This window comes from Streptomyces sp. DF42, from assembly GCF_058267695.1.
Genome location: NZ_CM177859.1, coordinates 6671706 through 6688814, shown reverse-complemented (window position 1 = coordinate 6688814; position 17109 = coordinate 6671706). Strand labels below are relative to the sequence as shown.

The window sequence follows — 17109 nt, the reverse complement described above, 5'->3', positions numbered from 1 at the left end:
GGCTCCGCAACCACGGCACGTCCAAGAGCAGCACACACTTGTACACAGTCCGGAAAACAGCGCAACCTTCACGGGTCCGCCATGGCCGACATGGCCGATTCCACCCCTGTAGGCCCTCTTGTGGGTCTTCTGCGCCGCACGAGAGGCTGCATGTGGCGTACCGGCCGAGGCCCGGGTGCACCCGGGGACCGGAGGCTGCCGTACGCCGAGTCGAGGAGGGGAACTCGGACGATGGCACGGACGCGAACACGGCGTCTGCGCTGGGCGGGGGGCCTGACCGCGGTGACCTGTACCGCGGCACTTTCGGCCATCACCCTGCCCGCGCACGCCGCACCGGAGGGGCGGATACTCGGCGCCGGAGAGCCCGGCTCCGTCAGCGGAAGTTACCTGGTGACACTTGAGGGGGGAACGAAGGCTCCGTCGGCGGCCGGAAAAGGCGTCGCCGAGAAGTACGGCGCGAAAATAAGCCACACCTACGGCACGGTCGTCAACGGCTACGCGATCAGGGCGAACGAGAGACAGGCCAGGCGGCTCGCGGCCGACTCCCGGGTCGCGTCGGTCGTCCAGGACACGCGTGTGGCGCTCGACCACACCCAGAAGAACCCGCCGTCCTGGGGCCTGGACCGGATCGACCGGCCGAGCCTGCCGCTGGACAGGAGCTACACCTGGCCCGAGTCCGCGGGCCGCGGGGTGACGGCGTACGTGATCGACACCGGCATCCGCATCACACACAAGGACTTCGGCGGCCGGGCGAGCTACGGCTGGGACTTCGTCGCGAACGACAGGACCGCCTCCGACGGCAACGGCCACGGCACCCACGTCGCCGGCACCATCGCCGGCACGACGTACGGCGTCGCCAAGCAGGCCGCGGTGGTCGCCGTACGGGTCCTCGACAACGACGGCTCCGGCACGACGGCGCAGGTCATCGCGGGTATCGACTGGGTGACCAGGCATGCGAGGAAGCCCGCGGTCGCCAACCTCAGCCTGGGCGGCTACCACAACGCCCAGTTGGACGCCGCCGTACGCAACTCGATCGCGTCGGGCGTCACCTACGCCGTCGCCGCGGGCAACGACGGTCTGCCGGCCGCGCTCTACTCGCCGGCGGACGTGAAGGAGGCCATCACGGTCGGCGCGACCGACAGGAACGACGCGCGGGCGAGCTTCTCCAACTTCGGCCCGGCCGTCGATCTGTTCGCCCCGGGCGTGTCGATCACCTCGGCGTCCTACGCGAGCAACACCGGCAGGGCGACCTTCTCCGGTACCTCGATGGCTTCGCCGCATGCGGCGGGGGCGGCCGCGCTGTATCTGGCCGACCATCCGAAGGCAACGCCGGCCCAGGTTTCCAAAGCCCTGGTCAAACTTGCGGCGTCCGGGAAGGTCTCCGGACGGGGTCTCGGCTCGCCCGACGAGCTTCTGCAGGTGCCGCCCTCGTAGGCGCAAGGCCCGGGCTCGTCATGGAGGAGTCCCGCCACCGGCCCCGTTCGTTCACGAACGGGGCCGGTCTTGTGTGTAGACATACGCGTGAGTAGTTAACAAAGTGCCGGATTGCCCACCCGAATAGGGTGGGAAGGCTCCCTCGGGACACCCCTCAGGTACTCCACCGGAACTCCACGCAGGACCCACCTCCCCACAGCCATCCGCCCACCCACGTTGACGCGGACAGGAGCGGTCATGCCCGCCACGCACCACTCGTCAGCACCCCCGAACCGGGGGCCCGAAGCACGTCCCGTGCGCCCCGCCGACGCCGCACCGCCCGCCCCGGAGCCACCCTCCGCGGGCGACGGGGCCGGCATCGGGCGCATACCCGTCCTCGATGTCGGCCCGGTCGTCCAGCACGGTCGCCGGCCGGCCAAGGCCGTGACCGGCGAGTCGTTCGAGATCTCGGCCACCGTGTTCCGGGAGGGGCACGACGCGGTCGCCGCCAACGTCGTGCTGAAGGACCCGGAAGGCCGCCCAGGCCCCTGGACCCCCATGCGGGAGCTGGCCCCGGGCACCGACCGCTGGGGCGCCACCGTCACCGCGGACGCCCCCGGCCACTGGACGTACACCGTGGAGGGCTGGGGCGACCCGGTCACCACCTGGCGGCACCACGCGCAGATCAAGATCCCGGCGGGGATGGACACGGATCTGGTGCTGGAGGAGGGTGCGCAGCTGTACGAGCGTGCGGCCTCCGGGGTTCCCCAGGGCGGCGGCAGCCGTGAGGTGCTCCTCGCCGCCGTCGGCTCCCTGCGGGACGAGAGCCTTCCTGCCGCCTCGCGTCTGGCGGCGGCGTTGACGCCGGAGGTGGACGCGGTGCTGGCCCGGCATCCGCTGCGCGAGTTCGTCACCGCCTCGCAGACCCTGCCGCTGCTGGTGGAGCGCGAGCGCGCCCTGTACGGCGCCTGGTACGAGTTCTTCCCCCGCTCCGAGGGCACCCCCCAGACGCCGCACGGCACCTTCCGCACCGCCGCCCGCCGCCTGCCCGCCATCGCCGCCATGGGCTTCGACGTGCTCTACCTGCCCCCGATCCACCCCATCGGCACCACCTTCCGCAAGGGCCGCAACAACACCCTCTCCGCCGGCCCCGACGACGTCGGCGTGCCCTGGGCCATCGGCTCCCCCGAGGGCGGCCACGACGCCGTCCACCCCCAGCTGGGCACCCTCGACGACTTCGCCTGGTTCGTGCGCCAGGCCGCCGGCCACGGCCTGGAGATCGCCCTCGACTTCGCCCTGCAGTGCTCCCCGGACCACCCCTGGGTGGCCAAGCACCCCGAGTGGTTCCACCACCGCCCCGACGGCACCATCGCCTACGCCGAGAACCCGCCCAAGAAATACCAGGACATCTACCCGATCGCCTTCGACGCCGACCTGGACGGCCTGATCACCGAAACCCTGCGGGTCCTGCGACTGTGGATGGACCTCGGCGTGCGGATCTTCCGGGTGGACAACCCGCACACCAAACCGGTCGTCTTCTGGCAGCGGGTGATCGCCCAGATCAACGCCACCGACCCGGACGTCATCTTCCTGGCCGAGGCGTTCACCCGCCCCGCCATGATGCGCACCCTGGCCCAGAGCGGCTTCCAGCAGTCCTACACCTACTACACCTGGCGCACCGGCAAACAGGAACTGACCGACTACCTGACCGAGCTGTCCGGCGAGACGGCCGCCTACATGCGGCCCAACTTCTTCGTCAACACCCCCGACATCCTGCACGAGTTCCTGCAGCACGGCGGCCGGCCCGCCTTCGAACTGCGCGCGGTACTGGCCGCCACCCTCTCCCCCACCTGGGGCATCTACTCCGGCTACGAACTGTGCGAGAACACCCCGCTGCGCGAGGGCAGCGAGGAATACCTCGACTCGGAGAAATACCAGCTCAAACCCCGCGACTGGGAGACAGCCGAACGCGAGGGCCGCACCATCACCCCCCTCATCACCAAACTCAACACCCTCCGACGCTCGAACCCGGCTCTGCGGCAGCTGCGCGACCTCCACTTCCACCACGCGGACCAGGAGGCGGTGATCGCGTACTCGAAGCGGAGCGGCTCGAACACGGTTGTGATGGTCGCCAACCTCGACCCGCACCACACCCAGGAGGCCACGGTCTCGTTGGACATGCCGCAACTCGGCCTGGAATGGCACGAGTCGGTGCCGGTGCGCGACGAGCTCACCGGCGAGACCTATCACTGGGGCAGGGCCAATTATGTGCGCCTGCAGCCTGGCGGGGCACACGTGCTAACGGTCGGCCGGGGGGCCGGGGGTCGCGCGGCGGAAGCCGCTGATGTCCCGCCCCCGGGTGAGCACAGCACCGTCCTGCGACCGTCCACCCCGCAGATCGGAGGGTCACCCACAACATGATCGTCAACGAGCCCGTACCGGACACCTTCGAGGACACCCCCGCCAGGGACCGGGACCCGGATTGGTTCAAGCGTGCGGTCTTCTACGAGGTCCTCGTCCGCTCCTTCCAGGACAGCAACGGCGACGGCGTCGGCGACCTCAAGGGCATCACCGCCAAACTCGACTACCTGCAGTGGCTGGGCGTCGACTGTCTGTGGCTGCCCCCGTTCTTCAAGTCGCCCCTCAGGGACGGCGGTTACGACGTCTCGGACTACACGGCCGTCCTCCCGGAGTTCGGCGACCTCGCCGACTTCGTGGAGTTCGTCGACGCCGCCCACCAGCGCGGCATGCGCGTCATCATCGACTTCGTCATGAACCACACCAGCGACCAGCACCCGTGGTTCCAGGAGTCGAGGAAGGACCCCGACGGGCCCTACGGCGACTACTACGTGTGGGCCGACGACGACAAGCAGTTCCCGGACGCGCGGATCATCTTCGTCGACACCGAGGCCTCCAACTGGACCTTCGACCCGGTCCGCAAGCAGTACTACTGGCACCGCTTCTTCTCCCACCAGCCGGACCTCAACTACGAGAACCCGGCCGTCCAGGACGAGATGATCTCCGCCCTGCGCTTCTGGCTGGACCTGGGCATCGACGGCTTCCGCCTGGACGCCGTGCCGTACCTCTACCAGGAGGAGGGCACGAACTGCGAGAACCTGCCCGCCACCCACGAATTCCTGAAGCGGGTGCGGAAGGAGATCGACGCCTCCTACCCGGACACGGTGGTACTGGCGGAGGCGAACCAGTGGCCTGAGGATGTCGTCGACTACTTCGGCGACTACGAGAGCGGCGGGGACGAATGCCACATGGCGTTCCACTTCCCGGTCATGCCGCGCATCTTCATGGCCGTACGGCGGGAATCCCGCTACCCCGTCTCGGAAATCCTTGCCAAGACCCCGGCGATTCCCTCGGGCTGCCAGTGGGGCATCTTCCTGCGCAACCACGACGAGCTGACCCTCGAAATGGTCACCGACGAGGAACGCGACTACATGTGGGCCGAATACGCGAAAGACCCGCGTATGCGCGCCAACATCGGGATCAGGCGGCGGCTCGCCACCCTGCTCGACAACGACCGCAACCAGATCGAGCTGTTCACCGCCCTGCTGCTGTCCCTGCCCGGCTCGCCGATCCTCTACTACGGCGACGAGATCGGCATGGGCGACAACATCTGGCTCGGCGACCGCGACGCCGTACGCACCCCCATGCAGTGGACACCGGACCGCAACGCAGGTTTTTCCTCCTGTGACCCCGGGCGCCTGTTCCTGCCGACCATCATGGACCCCGTCTACGGCTACCAGGTCACCAACGTCGAGGCGTCGATGTCGTCGCCCTCGTCGCTGCTGCACTGGACCCGCCGGATGATCGAGATCCGCAAGCAGAACCCGGCCTTCGGCCTCGGGTCGTACACGGAACTCCCGTCGTCGAATCCGGCGGTGATCGCGTTCCTGCGCGAGTACGAGGACGATCTCGTGCTGTGCGTGCACAACTTCTCGCGGTTCGCGCAGCCGACGGAGCTGGACCTGAGCGCCTTCAACGGACGGCATCCGGTCGAGCTGTTCGGTGGGGTGCGCTTCCCGGCCGTCGGTGAGCTGCCGTACCTGCTGACCCTGGCGGGCCACGGCTTCTACTGGTTCCGGCTGCGCAGGGACCCCACGTAGGACCTCGCAGAACCCGGGGTGGGGCGGTTTCCCCCGCCCCACCCGGGGCACGCATCAAGAACACCCCGCCCACCCGGGGAAAGGAATGTGACACCATGGCGGAAACTGTCACACTTTCCGGTACGACAAGTCCTGGCCTGCTCGCGTCCCTGGATCCACTGCTGCGCGAGTGGCTGCCACGGCAGCGCTGGTTCGCGGGCAAGGGGCGCCCGGTCACCGGGTTCTCGCTGGTCGCGGCCACCGAGCTACTGCCGGCCGACGCCCGGCTGGGCCTCTACCATCTGCTGGTGCGCGCCCATCAGCCGCTCACGCTCGGCACCGAGACCCACCCCGGCGACTGCTACCAGCTGTTGATAGGCGCGCGCGAGGCGCTGCCGCCCCGGCTTGCGCCCGCGCTCATCGGACACGTGGAAGAGGGCCCGCTCGCCGGCCGCACGGTGTACGACGCCCTGTACGACCCCCGGCCCGCCGAGATGCTCCTGGAGGCGCTGCGCTCCCAGGCCCGCATCGGCGGGCTGCGCTTCGAGCGGGAGCCCGGCCAGGAGATCCGCGCCGGACTGGTGCCGCGAGTAGTGACCGCCGAGCAGTCGAACTCGTCGGTCGTCTACGGAGATACGTTCATCCTGAAGCTGCTGCGCCGGATCGTGCCCGGCGTCAACCCCGACCTGGAACTGCCGCTGGCGCTGGCCCGCGAGGGCTGCCCCCGGGTGCCCGCGCCGACCGCGTGGCTCACCGCGGAGCCGGCCGGGGAGACCTGTGTGCTCGGCGTGCTCCAGCCGTTCCTGCAGGGCGCCTCGGACGGCTGGGAGCTGGCGCTGCGCGAGCTGGCCAAGGGCGAGGACTTCAGCGCCGAGGCGCGGGCGCTGGGGCGCGCCACGGCAGAGGTGCACACCGCGCTCGCCCGCGCGCTGCCGACCGTGACAGTGGGCCACACCCAGGTGCAGCTGCTGGCCGACGGCATGATCGAGCGCCTCGACGTGGCCGCTCAGGCGGTGCCCGCGCTGCGGCCGTACGCGCCCGCGCTGCACTCCGCGTTCACGGCACTGGCCGACCTGGCCGCGGAGGGCCGTACCTGGACCGCGCAGCGCATCCACGGCGACCTGCACCTCGGGCAGTGTCTGCGCGCGCCTGCCGGGCAGTGGTGGCTGATCGACTTCGAGGGTGAGCCGTCCAGGCCACTTGCCGAGCGACGGATGCCACAGCCGCCGGTGCGGGACATCGCGGGGATGCTCAGGTCCTTCGACTACGCGGCCCACTCGGCGGGATCGCACGCAGAGGGCTGGGCCGATGCGTGCCGGGCCGCTTACTGTTCCGGGTACGCGGAGGTCAGCGGCCGCGATCCGCGCACCGACCCGGTTCTGATGCGCGCCTACGAGACCGACAAGGCGATCTACGAGGTTGTCTACGAGGCCCGCCACCGCCCCGACTGGCTCCCCGTCCCGATGGCGGCGATAGAGCGCTACGCCGTGCCTGACCTGACCTGACCTGACCTTTGCAGAGGAGGCGCCGCCCGTGACCCCCCGCCCCACGCCCAGCGGTTCGGATCCGAAGAAGAAGGCCGAGGAGAAGGCCGCCAAAGCCGCGAAGAGTGTGAAGAAGGCGGTGAAGAAGGCCGCGGAGAAGACGGCCGCGCCCGCGAAGGCCGCGAAGAAGACGCCGGCCGAGAAGCCCGCGGTCAAGAAGGCGACCGCGAAGAAGACCGCGGTGAAGAAGACGGCGGTGAAGAAGACCGCCGCTGAGAGGACCAGTGCCGAGAAGGCCGTCGCCAAGAAGGCGGTGGCGACCAAGGCCGCCGCGAAGAAGACGACCGTCGCGAAGAAGGCGCCCGCGAAGTCAGCGGCCAGGAAACCCGTCACCAAGGCCACGGTGAAGGCACCCGTACCCGTTCCGGAGCGGCTCGCGTCCCGCACGGCGCCCGTAGGGGCCGTCGGCGACGCGCCGGTCTCCCCCGCCGTCGGCGCCGGTGACCGTGAGCGGCTGCTCGCCGGTACGCACCACGATCCGCACACGGTGCTGGGCGCCCACCAGGTGCCCGGCGGGGTCGCCTTCCGGGTCTTCAGGCCGTACGCGCTGTCCGTGGCCGTCGTCGCCGGGGACCTGCGGGCGGAGCTGCACGAGGACGGGGACGGGTTCTTCTCCGGCCTGCTGCCGCTGTCCGAGGTCCCCGGGTACAGGATCCTGGTGGCGTACGAGGGGACGGTCCAGGACACCGAGGACGCGTACGGCTTCCTGCCCACGCTGGGCGACCTCGATCTGCACCTGATCGGCGAGGGCCGGCACGAGGAACTGTGGACGGTGCTCGGCGCGCACCCGATGACGCACCAGGGCGTGACCGGCACCCGCTTCTCGGTGTGGGCGCCGAACGCACGCGGCGTCCATGTGGCCGGCACCTTCAACTTCTGGGACGGCGCCGGTCATCCCATGCGCTCGCTCGGCTCCTCCGGTGTCTGGGAGCTGTTCGTGCCCGGGATCGGCGAGGGCGAGCTGTACAAGTTCGAGATCACCCGGCCCGACGGTTCGAAGACCCTGCGCGCCGACCCGCTGGCCCGGCGCACGGAGACCCCGCCCAACACGTCGTCCGTGATCACCGCCTCCCACCACGAGTGGCACGACGAGCAGTGGCTGGAGCGGCGTGCGGCCCTGCCCGCGCACGAGGCGCCGTTCTCCGTCTACGAGGTCCATCTGCCGTCCTGGCGCCCGGGTCTGACGTACCGTCAACTGGCCGACCAGCTGCCCGCGTACGTCAAGGACCTGGGCTTCACGCACGTCGAGCTGATGCCCATCGCGGAACACCCCTTCGGCGGCTCGTGGGGCTACCAGGTCACCGGCTTCTACGCCCCCACGGCCCGGCTCGGCAGCCCCGACGACTTCAGGTACCTGGTCGACGCGCTGCACCGGGCGGGCATCGGCGTCCTGATGGACTGGGTGCCGGCGCACTTCCCGCGCGACGACTGGGCGCTGGCGGAGTTCGACGGCCGCCCCCTGTACGAGCACGAGGACCCGCTGCGCTCCGCGCACCCCGACTGGGGCACGCTGGAGTTCGACTACGGCCGCCGCGAGGTGCGCAACTTCCTTGTCGCGAACGCCGTGTACTGGTGCAGGGAGTTCCACATCGACGGCCTGCGGGTCGACGCGGTCGCCTCCATGCTCTATCTCGACTACTCGCGCGAGCCCGGCCAGTGGGTGCCGAACGAGCACGGCGGCCGGGAGAACCTGGACGCGGTGGCGTTCCTGCAGGAGATGAACGCGACGGTGTACCGGCAGGTGCCGGGCGTCGTGACGATCGCGGAGGAGTCGACGGCCTGGGACGGTGTCACCCGGGCCACGCACCACCGGGGCCCGGGCGGCTTCGGGGGCCTCGGCTTCGGCCTGAAGTGGAACATGGGCTGGATGCACGACTCCCTCGACTACATGAGCCATGAGCCGGTGCACCGCAAGTACCACCACAACGAGATGACGTTCTCGATGGTGTACGCCTACAGCGAGAACTACGTCCTGCCCATCTCCCACGACGAGGTGGTCCACGGCAAGCGCTCCCTGGTCTCGAAGATGCCGGGAGACTGGTGGCAGCAGCGCGCCAACCTGCGCGCCTACCTGGCCTTCATGTGGGCCCACCCCGGCAAGCAGCTCCTCTTCATGGGGCAGGAGTTCGCGCAGGGCGCGGAGTGGTCGGAGGCCCACGGCCCGGACTGGTGGCTCCTCGACCCGGCCTACGGCGCCGAGGCCGACCACCGCGGGGTGCGCGACCTGGTCCGCGACCTCAACGTCGTCTACCGCCACACGCCGGCGCTGTGGCAGCGGGACATCGACCCGGCCGGCTTCCAGTGGATCGTCGGCGACGCGGCCGACGACAACGTCTTCGCGTTCCTGCGCCACGCCACCGACGGCACCCCGCTGCTGGCGGTCTCCAATCTCGCCCCCGTCGTCCGCCCGGACTACCGTCTCGGTGTCCCCGACGACGTCCCGGCCTGGCACGAGACCCTCAACACCGACCTCGCCAAGTACGGCGGCAGCGACGTCACCAACCCGGACGTCATCAAGCCCGAACCCCAGGGCTGGCACGGCCGCCCGGCCAGCGTCAGGCTGACGCTGCCGCCGCTGTCGACCGTGTGGCTGCGCCCGGCCTAGCCTCCTCGGACGCCGGAGGCGCCGGCAACCGGGCCCCTCCGGCGTCCGAGGAGCGGGGGCGCGGGGGCCGGCCCCCGGTTCGGGACGCGAGGGGGCGGCGGGGGCGAACCCTGCCAGTTCACGCGAAGGCAGCCGCCAGCGCCGCAGGCAACGCCCGACTGTGCAGCACCCCCAACCGCTGAGTGGCCCGGGTCAGCGCCACGTACAGATCGCTCGTCCCGTACAGCCCCGGCTCCACCACCAGCACCGAGTCGAACTCCAGCCCCTTCGACTGACGCGGATCAAGAAGAACGACCGCACGCGTCAGATCCGGCTCCGCCCCCACCGTCACCCCGTCCAGCCGCGCCGCCAGCCGCCGGTGCAGATGCCGCGGCGCGATGACCGCGAGCCGCCCCTCCGCAGGCGTCAGCTCCTCCACCGCCTTGGCCACCGAGCCGGCCAGATCGTCGGTCGCACGCGCCCATGGCCGGACGCCGGTGGACCGCACCGAACTCGGCGGCTCGAAGTCCGGCTGCTCGGCCCGCACCACCGCCGCCGCGACCTCCATGATCTCGGCAGGGGTGCGGTAGTTGACGCCGAGCCGCGTGTGCTCGAAGCGGTCCTCGACGTACGGCTGGAGGATCCCCGCCCAGGAGCCGACACCCGCGGCCTCCGCGGTCTGCGCGGGATCGCCGACCAGGGTCATCGAGCGGGTCGGGCTGCGCCGCATGAGCAGCCGCCATGCCATCGGCGACAGCTCCTGCGCCTCGTCGACGATGATGTGCCCGAACGCCCAGGTCCGGTCGGCCGCCGCGCGCTCGGCGGCGCTGCGGTGGTCGTCCTCCTCCTGGCGCTCGGCGAACCGCTCGGCGTCGATGATGTCGTGCGCGGACAGCACCTCCGAGTCCTCCTGGTCGATGTCCTCGAACTCGTAGGTGCGCGAGGCGTACGAGACGTCGAGCACGCCCTGTGCATAGGCGACCTGCGTCTCCCGCTCGCGCTCCACCCGCGCCCGCCGTACCCGGTCGTCCACACCGAGCAGTTCGGCGGCCTCGTCCAGCAGCGGTACGTCCGCCACCGTCCAGGCCCGTGTCACCGGGCGGCGGATGGCGGCCGCGTCCTCGTCGGGGAGATAGCCGACGGGATCGGCGAGGAAGTCCGCGACCAGCCGCTGCGGGGTCAGCCGCGGCCACAGCTGGTCGATGGCCGCCCACACCTCGGGGTTCTCGGCGAGCTCGTCACGGATCTGCGTGATGTCGCTCGGGTCCAGCAGGTTCGTACCGTCGAAGGGGTCCGTGCCGATGCGTTCGGAGACCATGTCGGTGAGCGTGTTGAGGATGTGGCCCTCGAAGTGCTCGCGGGCCACGTTGTGCGGCAGGTCCGCGGCACGGGTGCGCTCGCGGGCCATCTTCACCAGGCCGTCGTCGAGCATCAGGATCTCGCGGTCGTGCTCGATCGCGATCACCGGGTCGGGCAGCGCCTGCCAGTCGCGTACGGCCTCGGCGAGCGCGTCCGCCATGTCGGCACGGCCCTTCACCGCGGCCGCCGCACGGGTGTCGGTCGCCCTCGCCTTCACGCCGGGGAACAGCTCACCGACGGTCGCGAGCAGCACGCCCGTCTCGCCGAGCGAGGGCAGCACCTCCGCGATGTAGCCGAGGAACGCGGGGTTGGGGCCGACGATGAGAACGGCCCGCTTGGCGAGCAGCTCCCGGTGTTCGTACAGCAGATACGCGGCCCGGTGCAGTGCGACGGCCGTCTTGCCCGTGCCGGGGCCGCCCTCGACCACGAGCACTCCGCGGTGCGGTGCCCGGATGATCTCGTCCTGCTCGGCCTGGATGGTCTGCACGATGTCGCTCATGCGGCCGGTGCGCGCCGAGTTGAGCGCGGCCAGCAGCACGGCGTCGCCGGTCGGGTCCTCGTGACCGGTCCTCTCCTGGTCCCCCAGGTCGAGGATCTCGTCGTGCAGGGAGGTGACCGTACGGTCGCTGGTGGTGAGGTGCCGGCGCCGGCGCAGCCCCATCGGGGTGTGCCCGGTGGCCAGGTAGAAAGGGCGGGCGACGTCGGCACGCCAGTCGATCAGGATCGGCGTGCGCTCTTCGTCGTCCGCGCGCAGCCCGATACGGCCGATGTGGTGGGTCGTGCCCGAGGTGAGGTCGATACGGCCGAAGCAGAGCGAGCCGTCCACCGCGTTCAGTGCCGCGAGCAGTCCCGAACGCTCGGCGACCAGGATGTCCCGCTCCAGCCGGGCCTGCATGGGCGTGTTGCCCTGGGCCAGCGCGTCCGTGACGCCGGCCTCGGTGTCCCCACGCAGGGCGTCCACGCGCGCGTACAGCCCGTCGATGAATTCCTGCTCACCACGAATTTCATCGCTGTTTGACAATTCCACTCCCGCGCATATAGACTGTGCTCACTGAAATTCTTCGTGACTCAATTGCCGCGAAGTCGCGAATCATTGAATATACGCAAAGAAATCCCCCGAGCGCAATTGCTCGGGGGATTTCTTTGTATTGCGTCAGGTCACAGTACGTCCGCCAGCTCCTCCAGCAGCCGCCGCCCGGGCCTGGCGCCCACCATCGACTTCACCGGCCGGCCACCGCGGAAGACCATGAAGGTCGGCATCGACAGGACCCTGTACGCGTTCGTGGTCTCCGGGTTGGTGTCCACATCGAGCTGGACCACCTTCAACCGCTCCCCCTCCTCCGCGGCGAGGGCGCTGAGCACCGGTCCCATCTGCCGGCACGGCGGACACCAGTCGGCGGTGAACTCCACGAGGACCGGCAGATCACTGTGCATCACCTCCGTCTCGAAGTCCGCGTCCGTCACCGCGGCCACACCAGCTGCTCCGATCACAGTTCCCGTCCTCCCAGTTCGCACAACGGTGACTCTCCTTCGGCCGTGGCCAGCCGCACGCCGATCTTCGCCCGCACCGCCTGCAACTCCCCGATCAGTGCGTCGAGTTCGTCCAGCTTGCGCCGGTAGACCGCGAGCGAAGCGGGGCAGGAGTCGCCCTCCGGGTGCCCGGCACGCAGACACTCCACGAACGGCCGCGTCTCCTCCAGGTCGAACCCGAAGTCCTGGAGCGTCCTGACCTGCAGGAGCAGCTTCAGGTCGCTCTCGTCATAGGTCCGGTAGCCGTTGTCGCCCCGCCGCGCGGGCAGCAGCCCGCGCGACTCGTAGTAGCGCAGCGTCCGCGTCGTGGTCCCGGCCCGTGCGGCCAGCTCGCCGATTCGCATGCCTACGAACGTAATCCCTGACGCCGACGTCAAGGCAACAGCGCTCGACGGCAGACGTCCAGGGTCGGCGTCAGGGTCTCTCGGTGTCAGGGTCTCGGTGTCAGGGTCGGCGTGAGCGTCATCGGGGCGCACGGCCGGGACGCGGGCCCGGCAGCCACTCGCCGCACCGCCCCGAAGCCCGGGTACGCCCAGTACGAGGGCTCCCGTGCGGCACTCCCCCAGCCTCCGGCCGGGGGACCCCCAAAGCACGCCGCGCGGCCGCCCTTCGGGCGACGGCGCCGCTTCCGCCACCGGCCCTAGGCGCCCTGGGCGGCGGGCATTCCGGCCGACTCCTCGACCTCCAGGAGGGACGCGCTCTGCCGTTCCTCGTCGAAGGCCCGGCGGCCGCCCCGTAGCCCGAACAGCCGCTTGGCGAGGGCGATGTAGAGGACGGCGAGGATGTTGAGGACCAGGGTGCCGATCTTCAACCAGCTGATGTGCTCGGTGAGTTCGTAGATCTCCAGCGGGAGGAAGGCGGCGGTGGCGACCACCGTGAGGTACTCCGCCCAGCGTTTGGCGTACCAGAGGCCCACCGCCTCGACGAGCTCGATCAGGGCGTAGGCGAGGAGCAGTACGGCCACCAGCAGCAGCGTGGAGTGCTTGTAGCCGAAGGTCTTCTGGATGCTGCCGACGACCGGTGAGTGGTCGAGGTCGTAGTGGAAGTGCCTGAAGACGGGCCGGAAGACGTTCAGGTACTCGTCGAAGAGGCTGCGTACCGAGTCCTGGCTGTTGCTGAACTTCCACACCGCCGCCGCGACCAGCACGATGAACACGCCGCGCACGGCCCGCTCGATCGCCAGGAAGCGCAGGATGAACAGGTCGCGCAGCACCTTCCCGCGCGGCACGAGGGGCGCCTCGCTCGCCGGTCCCGACCCGTGCGGCTCGCCCAGCGCGAAGTCGCCGCAGCGCAGACAGCGCCAGACGCCCCCGAGAGCGGTCTCGGCGTGCAGCCGTTCCCGCAGCCGGAGGTCGTCCGGGGCATAGGTGACATGCCCCTTTCGGGCACATGTGCGCCGGTCCCAGTCGATCTTCATCCCCCGTGCCTCCACCCAGCTTGCCGCGCCTGACGATCGGCGCGGCACGCTAGTGGACGCAGGTAAGAGGTCGGTGAGGATCAACGCGCCGAGCGGCCGGGTCCACGGGGAAGGGACCCGGCCGCTCGGCGTTCTCGACCGGGCGACCGATCGACGGGGGGAGTTTCGGCCGCCCGGGGGGCTGAAGGGCTCAGGCCTTGGCGAGTTCCTTCTCGCCGCCCTGCTCGGGCACCTCGGCGAGCGGCCGCTCCTCCTCGTCCAGGAGGGTCGTCTCGTCGAAGGGCAGCTCACCCGCGAGGACCCGGTTGACGCGGTCCTTGTCGATCTCCTTGGTCCAGGTGCCGATCAGGACCGTGGCCACGGAGTTGCCCGCGAAGTTCGTCAGGGCGCGGGCCTCGCTCATGAAGCGGTCGATGCCGACGATCAGGCCGACGCCGTCCACCAGGGCCGGCTTGTGCGACTGCAGACCGCCGGCCAGGGTCGCGAGGCCGGCGCCGCTGACGCCCGCCGCGCCCTTGGAGGCCAGCAGCAGGAAGAGCAGCAGCGGGATCTGCTCGCCGATCGCCATCGGCGTACCCATGGCGTCGGCGATGAACAGCGAGGCCATGGTCATGTAGATCATGGTGCCGTCGAGATTGAAGGAGTAGCCGGTCGGAACGGTGATGCCGACCACCGACTTGCTGACACCGAGGTGCTCCATCTTCGCGATGAGGCGCGGCAGCGCGGACTCGGAGGAGGAGGTCGACAGGATCAGCAGGAACTCACGGCCCAGGTACTGGAAGAGCCTGAAGATGTTGAGCCCGGAGACGATCCGCAGCAGGGCGCCGAGCACGATGAAGACGAAGAGGAAGCAGGTGACGTAGAAGCCGAGCATCAGGATGGCCAACTGCTTCAGCGCGCCCAGACCCGCAGAGCCGGTCACGGCGGCGATGGCACCGAAGGCGCCGATGGGGGCGGCCCACATCACCATGCCGAGGATGCGGAAGACGAGCTTCTGGAGGTGCTCCACACCGCGCAGGATCGGCTGCCCGGCCGAGCCCATGGCCTGCAGGGCGAACCCGGTGAGCAGGGCGACCAGCAGGGTCTGCAGCACCTGCTGCTGGGTGAAGGCCGAGATGAAGGTCGTCGGGATGATCGACAGCACGAAGTCGACCGGCGGCAGCGCCTCACTGTCCACCTGGTCGTGCCCGGTGGCCTTGATCGCGTTGGTGATGTGCAGCCCGTCGCCCGGGTGCAGGATGTTGCCGACGACCAGGCCGATGGTCAGCGCGACCAGGGACATCACCACGAAGTAGCCGAGTGCGATACCGCCGACGGCGCCGACCTTGGCGGCCTTGCGCACAGAACCGATGCCGATCACGATCGTGCAGAAGATGATCGGCGAGATCATCATCTTGATCAGGTTCACAAAGCCCGTGCCGAGCGGCTTGAGCTCGACGCCCACGCTCGGCCAGATCAGACCCACGGCGATACCGAGGGCCACCGCTGCGATGACGGCTATGTAGAGATAGTGGGTGCGGTCCCGCTTCCCAGCGGGTGCGGCAGGTGCCGTATCGGGGGTGCTGGCGGCCACGGCTGCCCTCCTTGACGTCTTCGTCGGCATCACCGGCGTGCGGCTCACGTCCGGGGGATGGGAATGGGGGTGTGGATCTCTGCGCCGGGAGTGGTGGCTGGAACCTGATGTCCTGCTTCCACTCACTCCCTCACTGCGGTGACTATGTCGTGCCCTGTGAGGGCGGTCACCCTTGCGTTCATTTAGTACATCGCGGGGTGAACAACTGGGCCTCACACACTGAGTTTTTGAGCATGACCGAGCACGTGAAGCGGGCGTTCAAGTACCGCTTCTACCCGAGCGGCGCCCAGGCAGCCGAGCTGACCCGTACGTTCGGTTGTGTACGAACGGTCTACAACCTGGCCCTGCAGGCTCGCACCGCCGCCTGGTTCACGGAGCGGCGCCGTATCAACTACATCCAGACATCAGCGCTGCTGACCGAATGGAAGAAGACCGAGGAGTACGCCTACCTGGCCGATGTCTCGTCCGTTCCGCTGCAACAGGCGCTGCGGCACCTGCAGGGCGCTTTCGTCAACTTCTTCGAGAAGCGCTCCGCCTATCCGCGCTTCAAGTCCCGCAAGAAGTCCCGCAACAGCGCGGAATACACCCGCTCGGCATTCACCTACGGCGACGGTCGTCTCACCCTGGCGAAGATGCCGGAGCCGCTGGACATCGTGTGGTCCAGGCCTCTGCCCGAGGGACAGACCCCGTCGACGGTGACGGTGTCGCGGGACAGTGCGGGACGCTGGTTCGTATCGCTGCTGTGCGAGGACGCTTCGGTGAAGGCGCACCCGCGCGCTGGCACGGCAGTGGGCATCGACGCAGGCATCACCGCGCTGATGACCCTGTCGACCGGCGAAAAGATCATCAATCCGAAGTTCGAGAAGAAGGACCGAACACGGCTCGCCCGTGCTCAACGAGAGCTGTCCCGCAAGAAAAAGGGTTCCAGGAATCGCGACCGGGCCCGCATCCGGGTCGCCCGCATCCATGCCCGCGTCGCCGACCGGCGCCGGGACTTCCTGCACAAGCTGTCCACACGTCTCGTTCGTGAGAACCAAACGATCGTGATCGAGGACCTTGCAGTCCGGAACATGCTGAAGAACCGCGCGCTTGCTCGTGCGATCTCCGACGCGTCATGGGCCGAACTGCGCTCCATGCTGGAGTACAAGGCCCAGTGGTACAGCCGCGAACCGATCGCCGTCGACCGCTGGTACCCGTCGAGCAGGACCTGCTCGGCCTGCGGCCACCTGGTCGCGAAACTGCCGCTGAGCATCCGGGAATGGACCTGCGCCGCATGCGGGGCGATCCACGACCGGGACGAGAACGCGGCGAAGAATGTTCTGGCCGCCGGGCTGGCGGTGTCGGCCTGTGGAGCCGGCGTAAGACCTCAACGGAGAACCTCCGGGCGGGCCGCCGGCACTGAAGCAGGAAAGCTTCGAAGGAGCGTCGGACAGCGGCGCAGAGTCGGAGACTCCCCCTCCCAGAGCGGGGAGAGGTCAATTAGTTCACGCTTAAACAACAAAACGAGCGTGGCCGATCCCGGCACGTAGGTGGCGGGCAGACGGACGGGCACCAGCGGGGTGGGCAGCGAACAGGGGCGAGGCAAACTGGTT

Annotated in this window: 11 protein-coding genes; 6 read left to right on the top strand and 5 right to left on the bottom strand. The window is 69.4% G+C overall.

The features are described from left to right. Positions 1-231: 231 nt before the first annotated feature. The 5 genes from ACYUED_RS30805 to glgB all read left to right on the top strand — a co-directional run bounded on the left by ACYUED_RS30805 (position 232) and on the right by glgB (position 9659). Positions 232-1434, top strand: coding sequence for a S8 family peptidase (locus ACYUED_RS30805; protein ID WP_491287290.1), 1203 nt, complete (start codon positions 232-234; stop codon positions 1432-1434). Positions 1435-1671: 237 nt separating this feature from the next. Then, the gene (locus ACYUED_RS30800; RefSeq protein ID WP_491287288.1) at positions 1672-3834 is read left to right on the top strand and encodes an alpha-1,4-glucan--maltose-1-phosphate maltosyltransferase; all 2163 of its coding nucleotides are present in this window, start codon (positions 1672-1674) and stop codon (positions 3832-3834) included. After that, positions 3831-5531, top strand: a complete 1701-nt coding sequence (gene treS, locus ACYUED_RS30795; RefSeq protein ID WP_491287286.1) for a maltose alpha-D-glucosyltransferase — start codon at positions 3831-3833, stop codon at positions 5529-5531. Before ACYUED_RS30800 ends, treS begins: the two co-directional genes overlap by 4 nt. Before the next feature lie 95 nt (positions 5532-5626). Then, positions 5627-7015, top strand: coding sequence for a maltokinase N-terminal cap-like domain-containing protein (locus tag ACYUED_RS30790; protein WP_491287284.1), 1389 nt, complete (start codon positions 5627-5629; stop codon positions 7013-7015). Between the two features lie 28 nt (positions 7016-7043). Next, positions 7044-9659: a 1,4-alpha-glucan branching enzyme gene (gene glgB / locus ACYUED_RS30785; RefSeq protein ID WP_491287282.1), complete on the top strand. Its 2616-nt coding sequence runs from the start codon at positions 7044-7046 to the stop codon at positions 9657-9659. A gap of 118 nt (positions 9660-9777) precedes the next feature. On the opposite strand, the gene ACYUED_RS30780 is transcribed toward glgB, so the two are convergent. The 5 genes from ACYUED_RS30780 to ACYUED_RS30760 all read right to left on the bottom strand — a co-directional run bounded on the left by ACYUED_RS30780 (position 9778) and on the right by ACYUED_RS30760 (position 15547). Next, positions 9778-12000: a HelD family protein gene (locus ACYUED_RS30780; protein WP_491294510.1), complete on the bottom strand. Its 2223-nt coding sequence runs from the start codon at positions 11998-12000 to the stop codon at positions 9778-9780. A 155-nt stretch (positions 12001-12155) separates the two neighbouring features. Next, positions 12156-12488 carry a thioredoxin family protein gene (locus ACYUED_RS30775; protein ID WP_491287279.1) on the bottom strand — a complete coding sequence of 111 codons (333 nt, stop codon included), beginning with the start codon at positions 12486-12488 and terminating at the stop codon, positions 12156-12158. Beyond that, the gene (locus ACYUED_RS30770) at positions 12485-12871 is read right to left on the bottom strand and encodes a MerR family transcriptional regulator (RefSeq protein ID WP_491287277.1); all 387 of its coding nucleotides are present in this window, start codon (positions 12869-12871) and stop codon (positions 12485-12487) included. The genes ACYUED_RS30775 and ACYUED_RS30770 overlap by 4 nt, the downstream gene beginning before the upstream one ends. Before the next feature lie 296 nt (positions 12872-13167). Next, entirely contained in the window at positions 13168-13944 is a 777-nt protein-coding gene (locus ACYUED_RS30765; protein WP_491287275.1) for a DUF2127 domain-containing protein, read from the bottom strand. A 190-nt stretch (positions 13945-14134) separates the two neighbouring features. Further along, positions 14135-15547: a cation:dicarboxylate symporter family transporter gene (locus ACYUED_RS30760; RefSeq protein WP_491294509.1), complete on the bottom strand. Its 1413-nt coding sequence runs from the start codon at positions 15545-15547 to the stop codon at positions 14135-14137. 203 nt (positions 15548-15750) lie between these two features. Between ACYUED_RS30760 and ACYUED_RS30755 the strand changes: the two genes are divergently transcribed. After that, complete coding sequence (locus ACYUED_RS30755; protein ID WP_491287272.1) at positions 15751-17046, top strand: RNA-guided endonuclease InsQ/TnpB family protein; 1296 nt, start codon at positions 15751-15753, stop codon at positions 17044-17046. The last annotated feature ends 63 nt before the right edge of the window (positions 17047-17109 follow it).

What these genes read in the sequence shown, in the direction of transcription:
- ACYUED_RS30805 (WP_491287290.1), top strand. Translation starts at nt 232, where the DNA reads ATGGCACGGACGCGAACACGGCGTCTGCGCTGGGCGGGGGGCCTGACC.
- ACYUED_RS30800 (WP_491287288.1), top strand. Translation starts at nt 1,672, where the DNA reads ATGCCCGCCACGCACCACTCGTCAGCACCCCCGAACCGGGGGCCCGAA.
- treS (WP_491287286.1), top strand. Translation starts at nt 3,831, where the DNA reads ATGATCGTCAACGAGCCCGTACCGGACACCTTCGAGGACACCCCCGCC.
- ACYUED_RS30790 (WP_491287284.1), top strand. Translation starts at nt 5,627, where the DNA reads ATGGCGGAAACTGTCACACTTTCCGGTACGACAAGTCCTGGCCTGCTC.
- ACYUED_RS30770 (WP_491287277.1), bottom strand. Translation starts at nt 12,871, where the DNA reads ATGCGAATCGGCGAGCTGGCCGCACGGGCCGGGACCACGACGCGGACG.
- ACYUED_RS30765 (WP_491287275.1), bottom strand. Translation starts at nt 13,944, where the DNA reads ATGAAGATCGACTGGGACCGGCGCACATGTGCCCGAAAGGGGCATGTC.
- ACYUED_RS30760 (WP_491294509.1), bottom strand. Translation starts at nt 15,547, where the DNA reads ATGCCGACGAAGACGTCAAGGAGGGCAGCCGTGGCCGCCAGCACCCCC.
- ACYUED_RS30755 (WP_491287272.1), top strand. Translation starts at nt 15,751, where the DNA reads ATGACCGAGCACGTGAAGCGGGCGTTCAAGTACCGCTTCTACCCGAGC.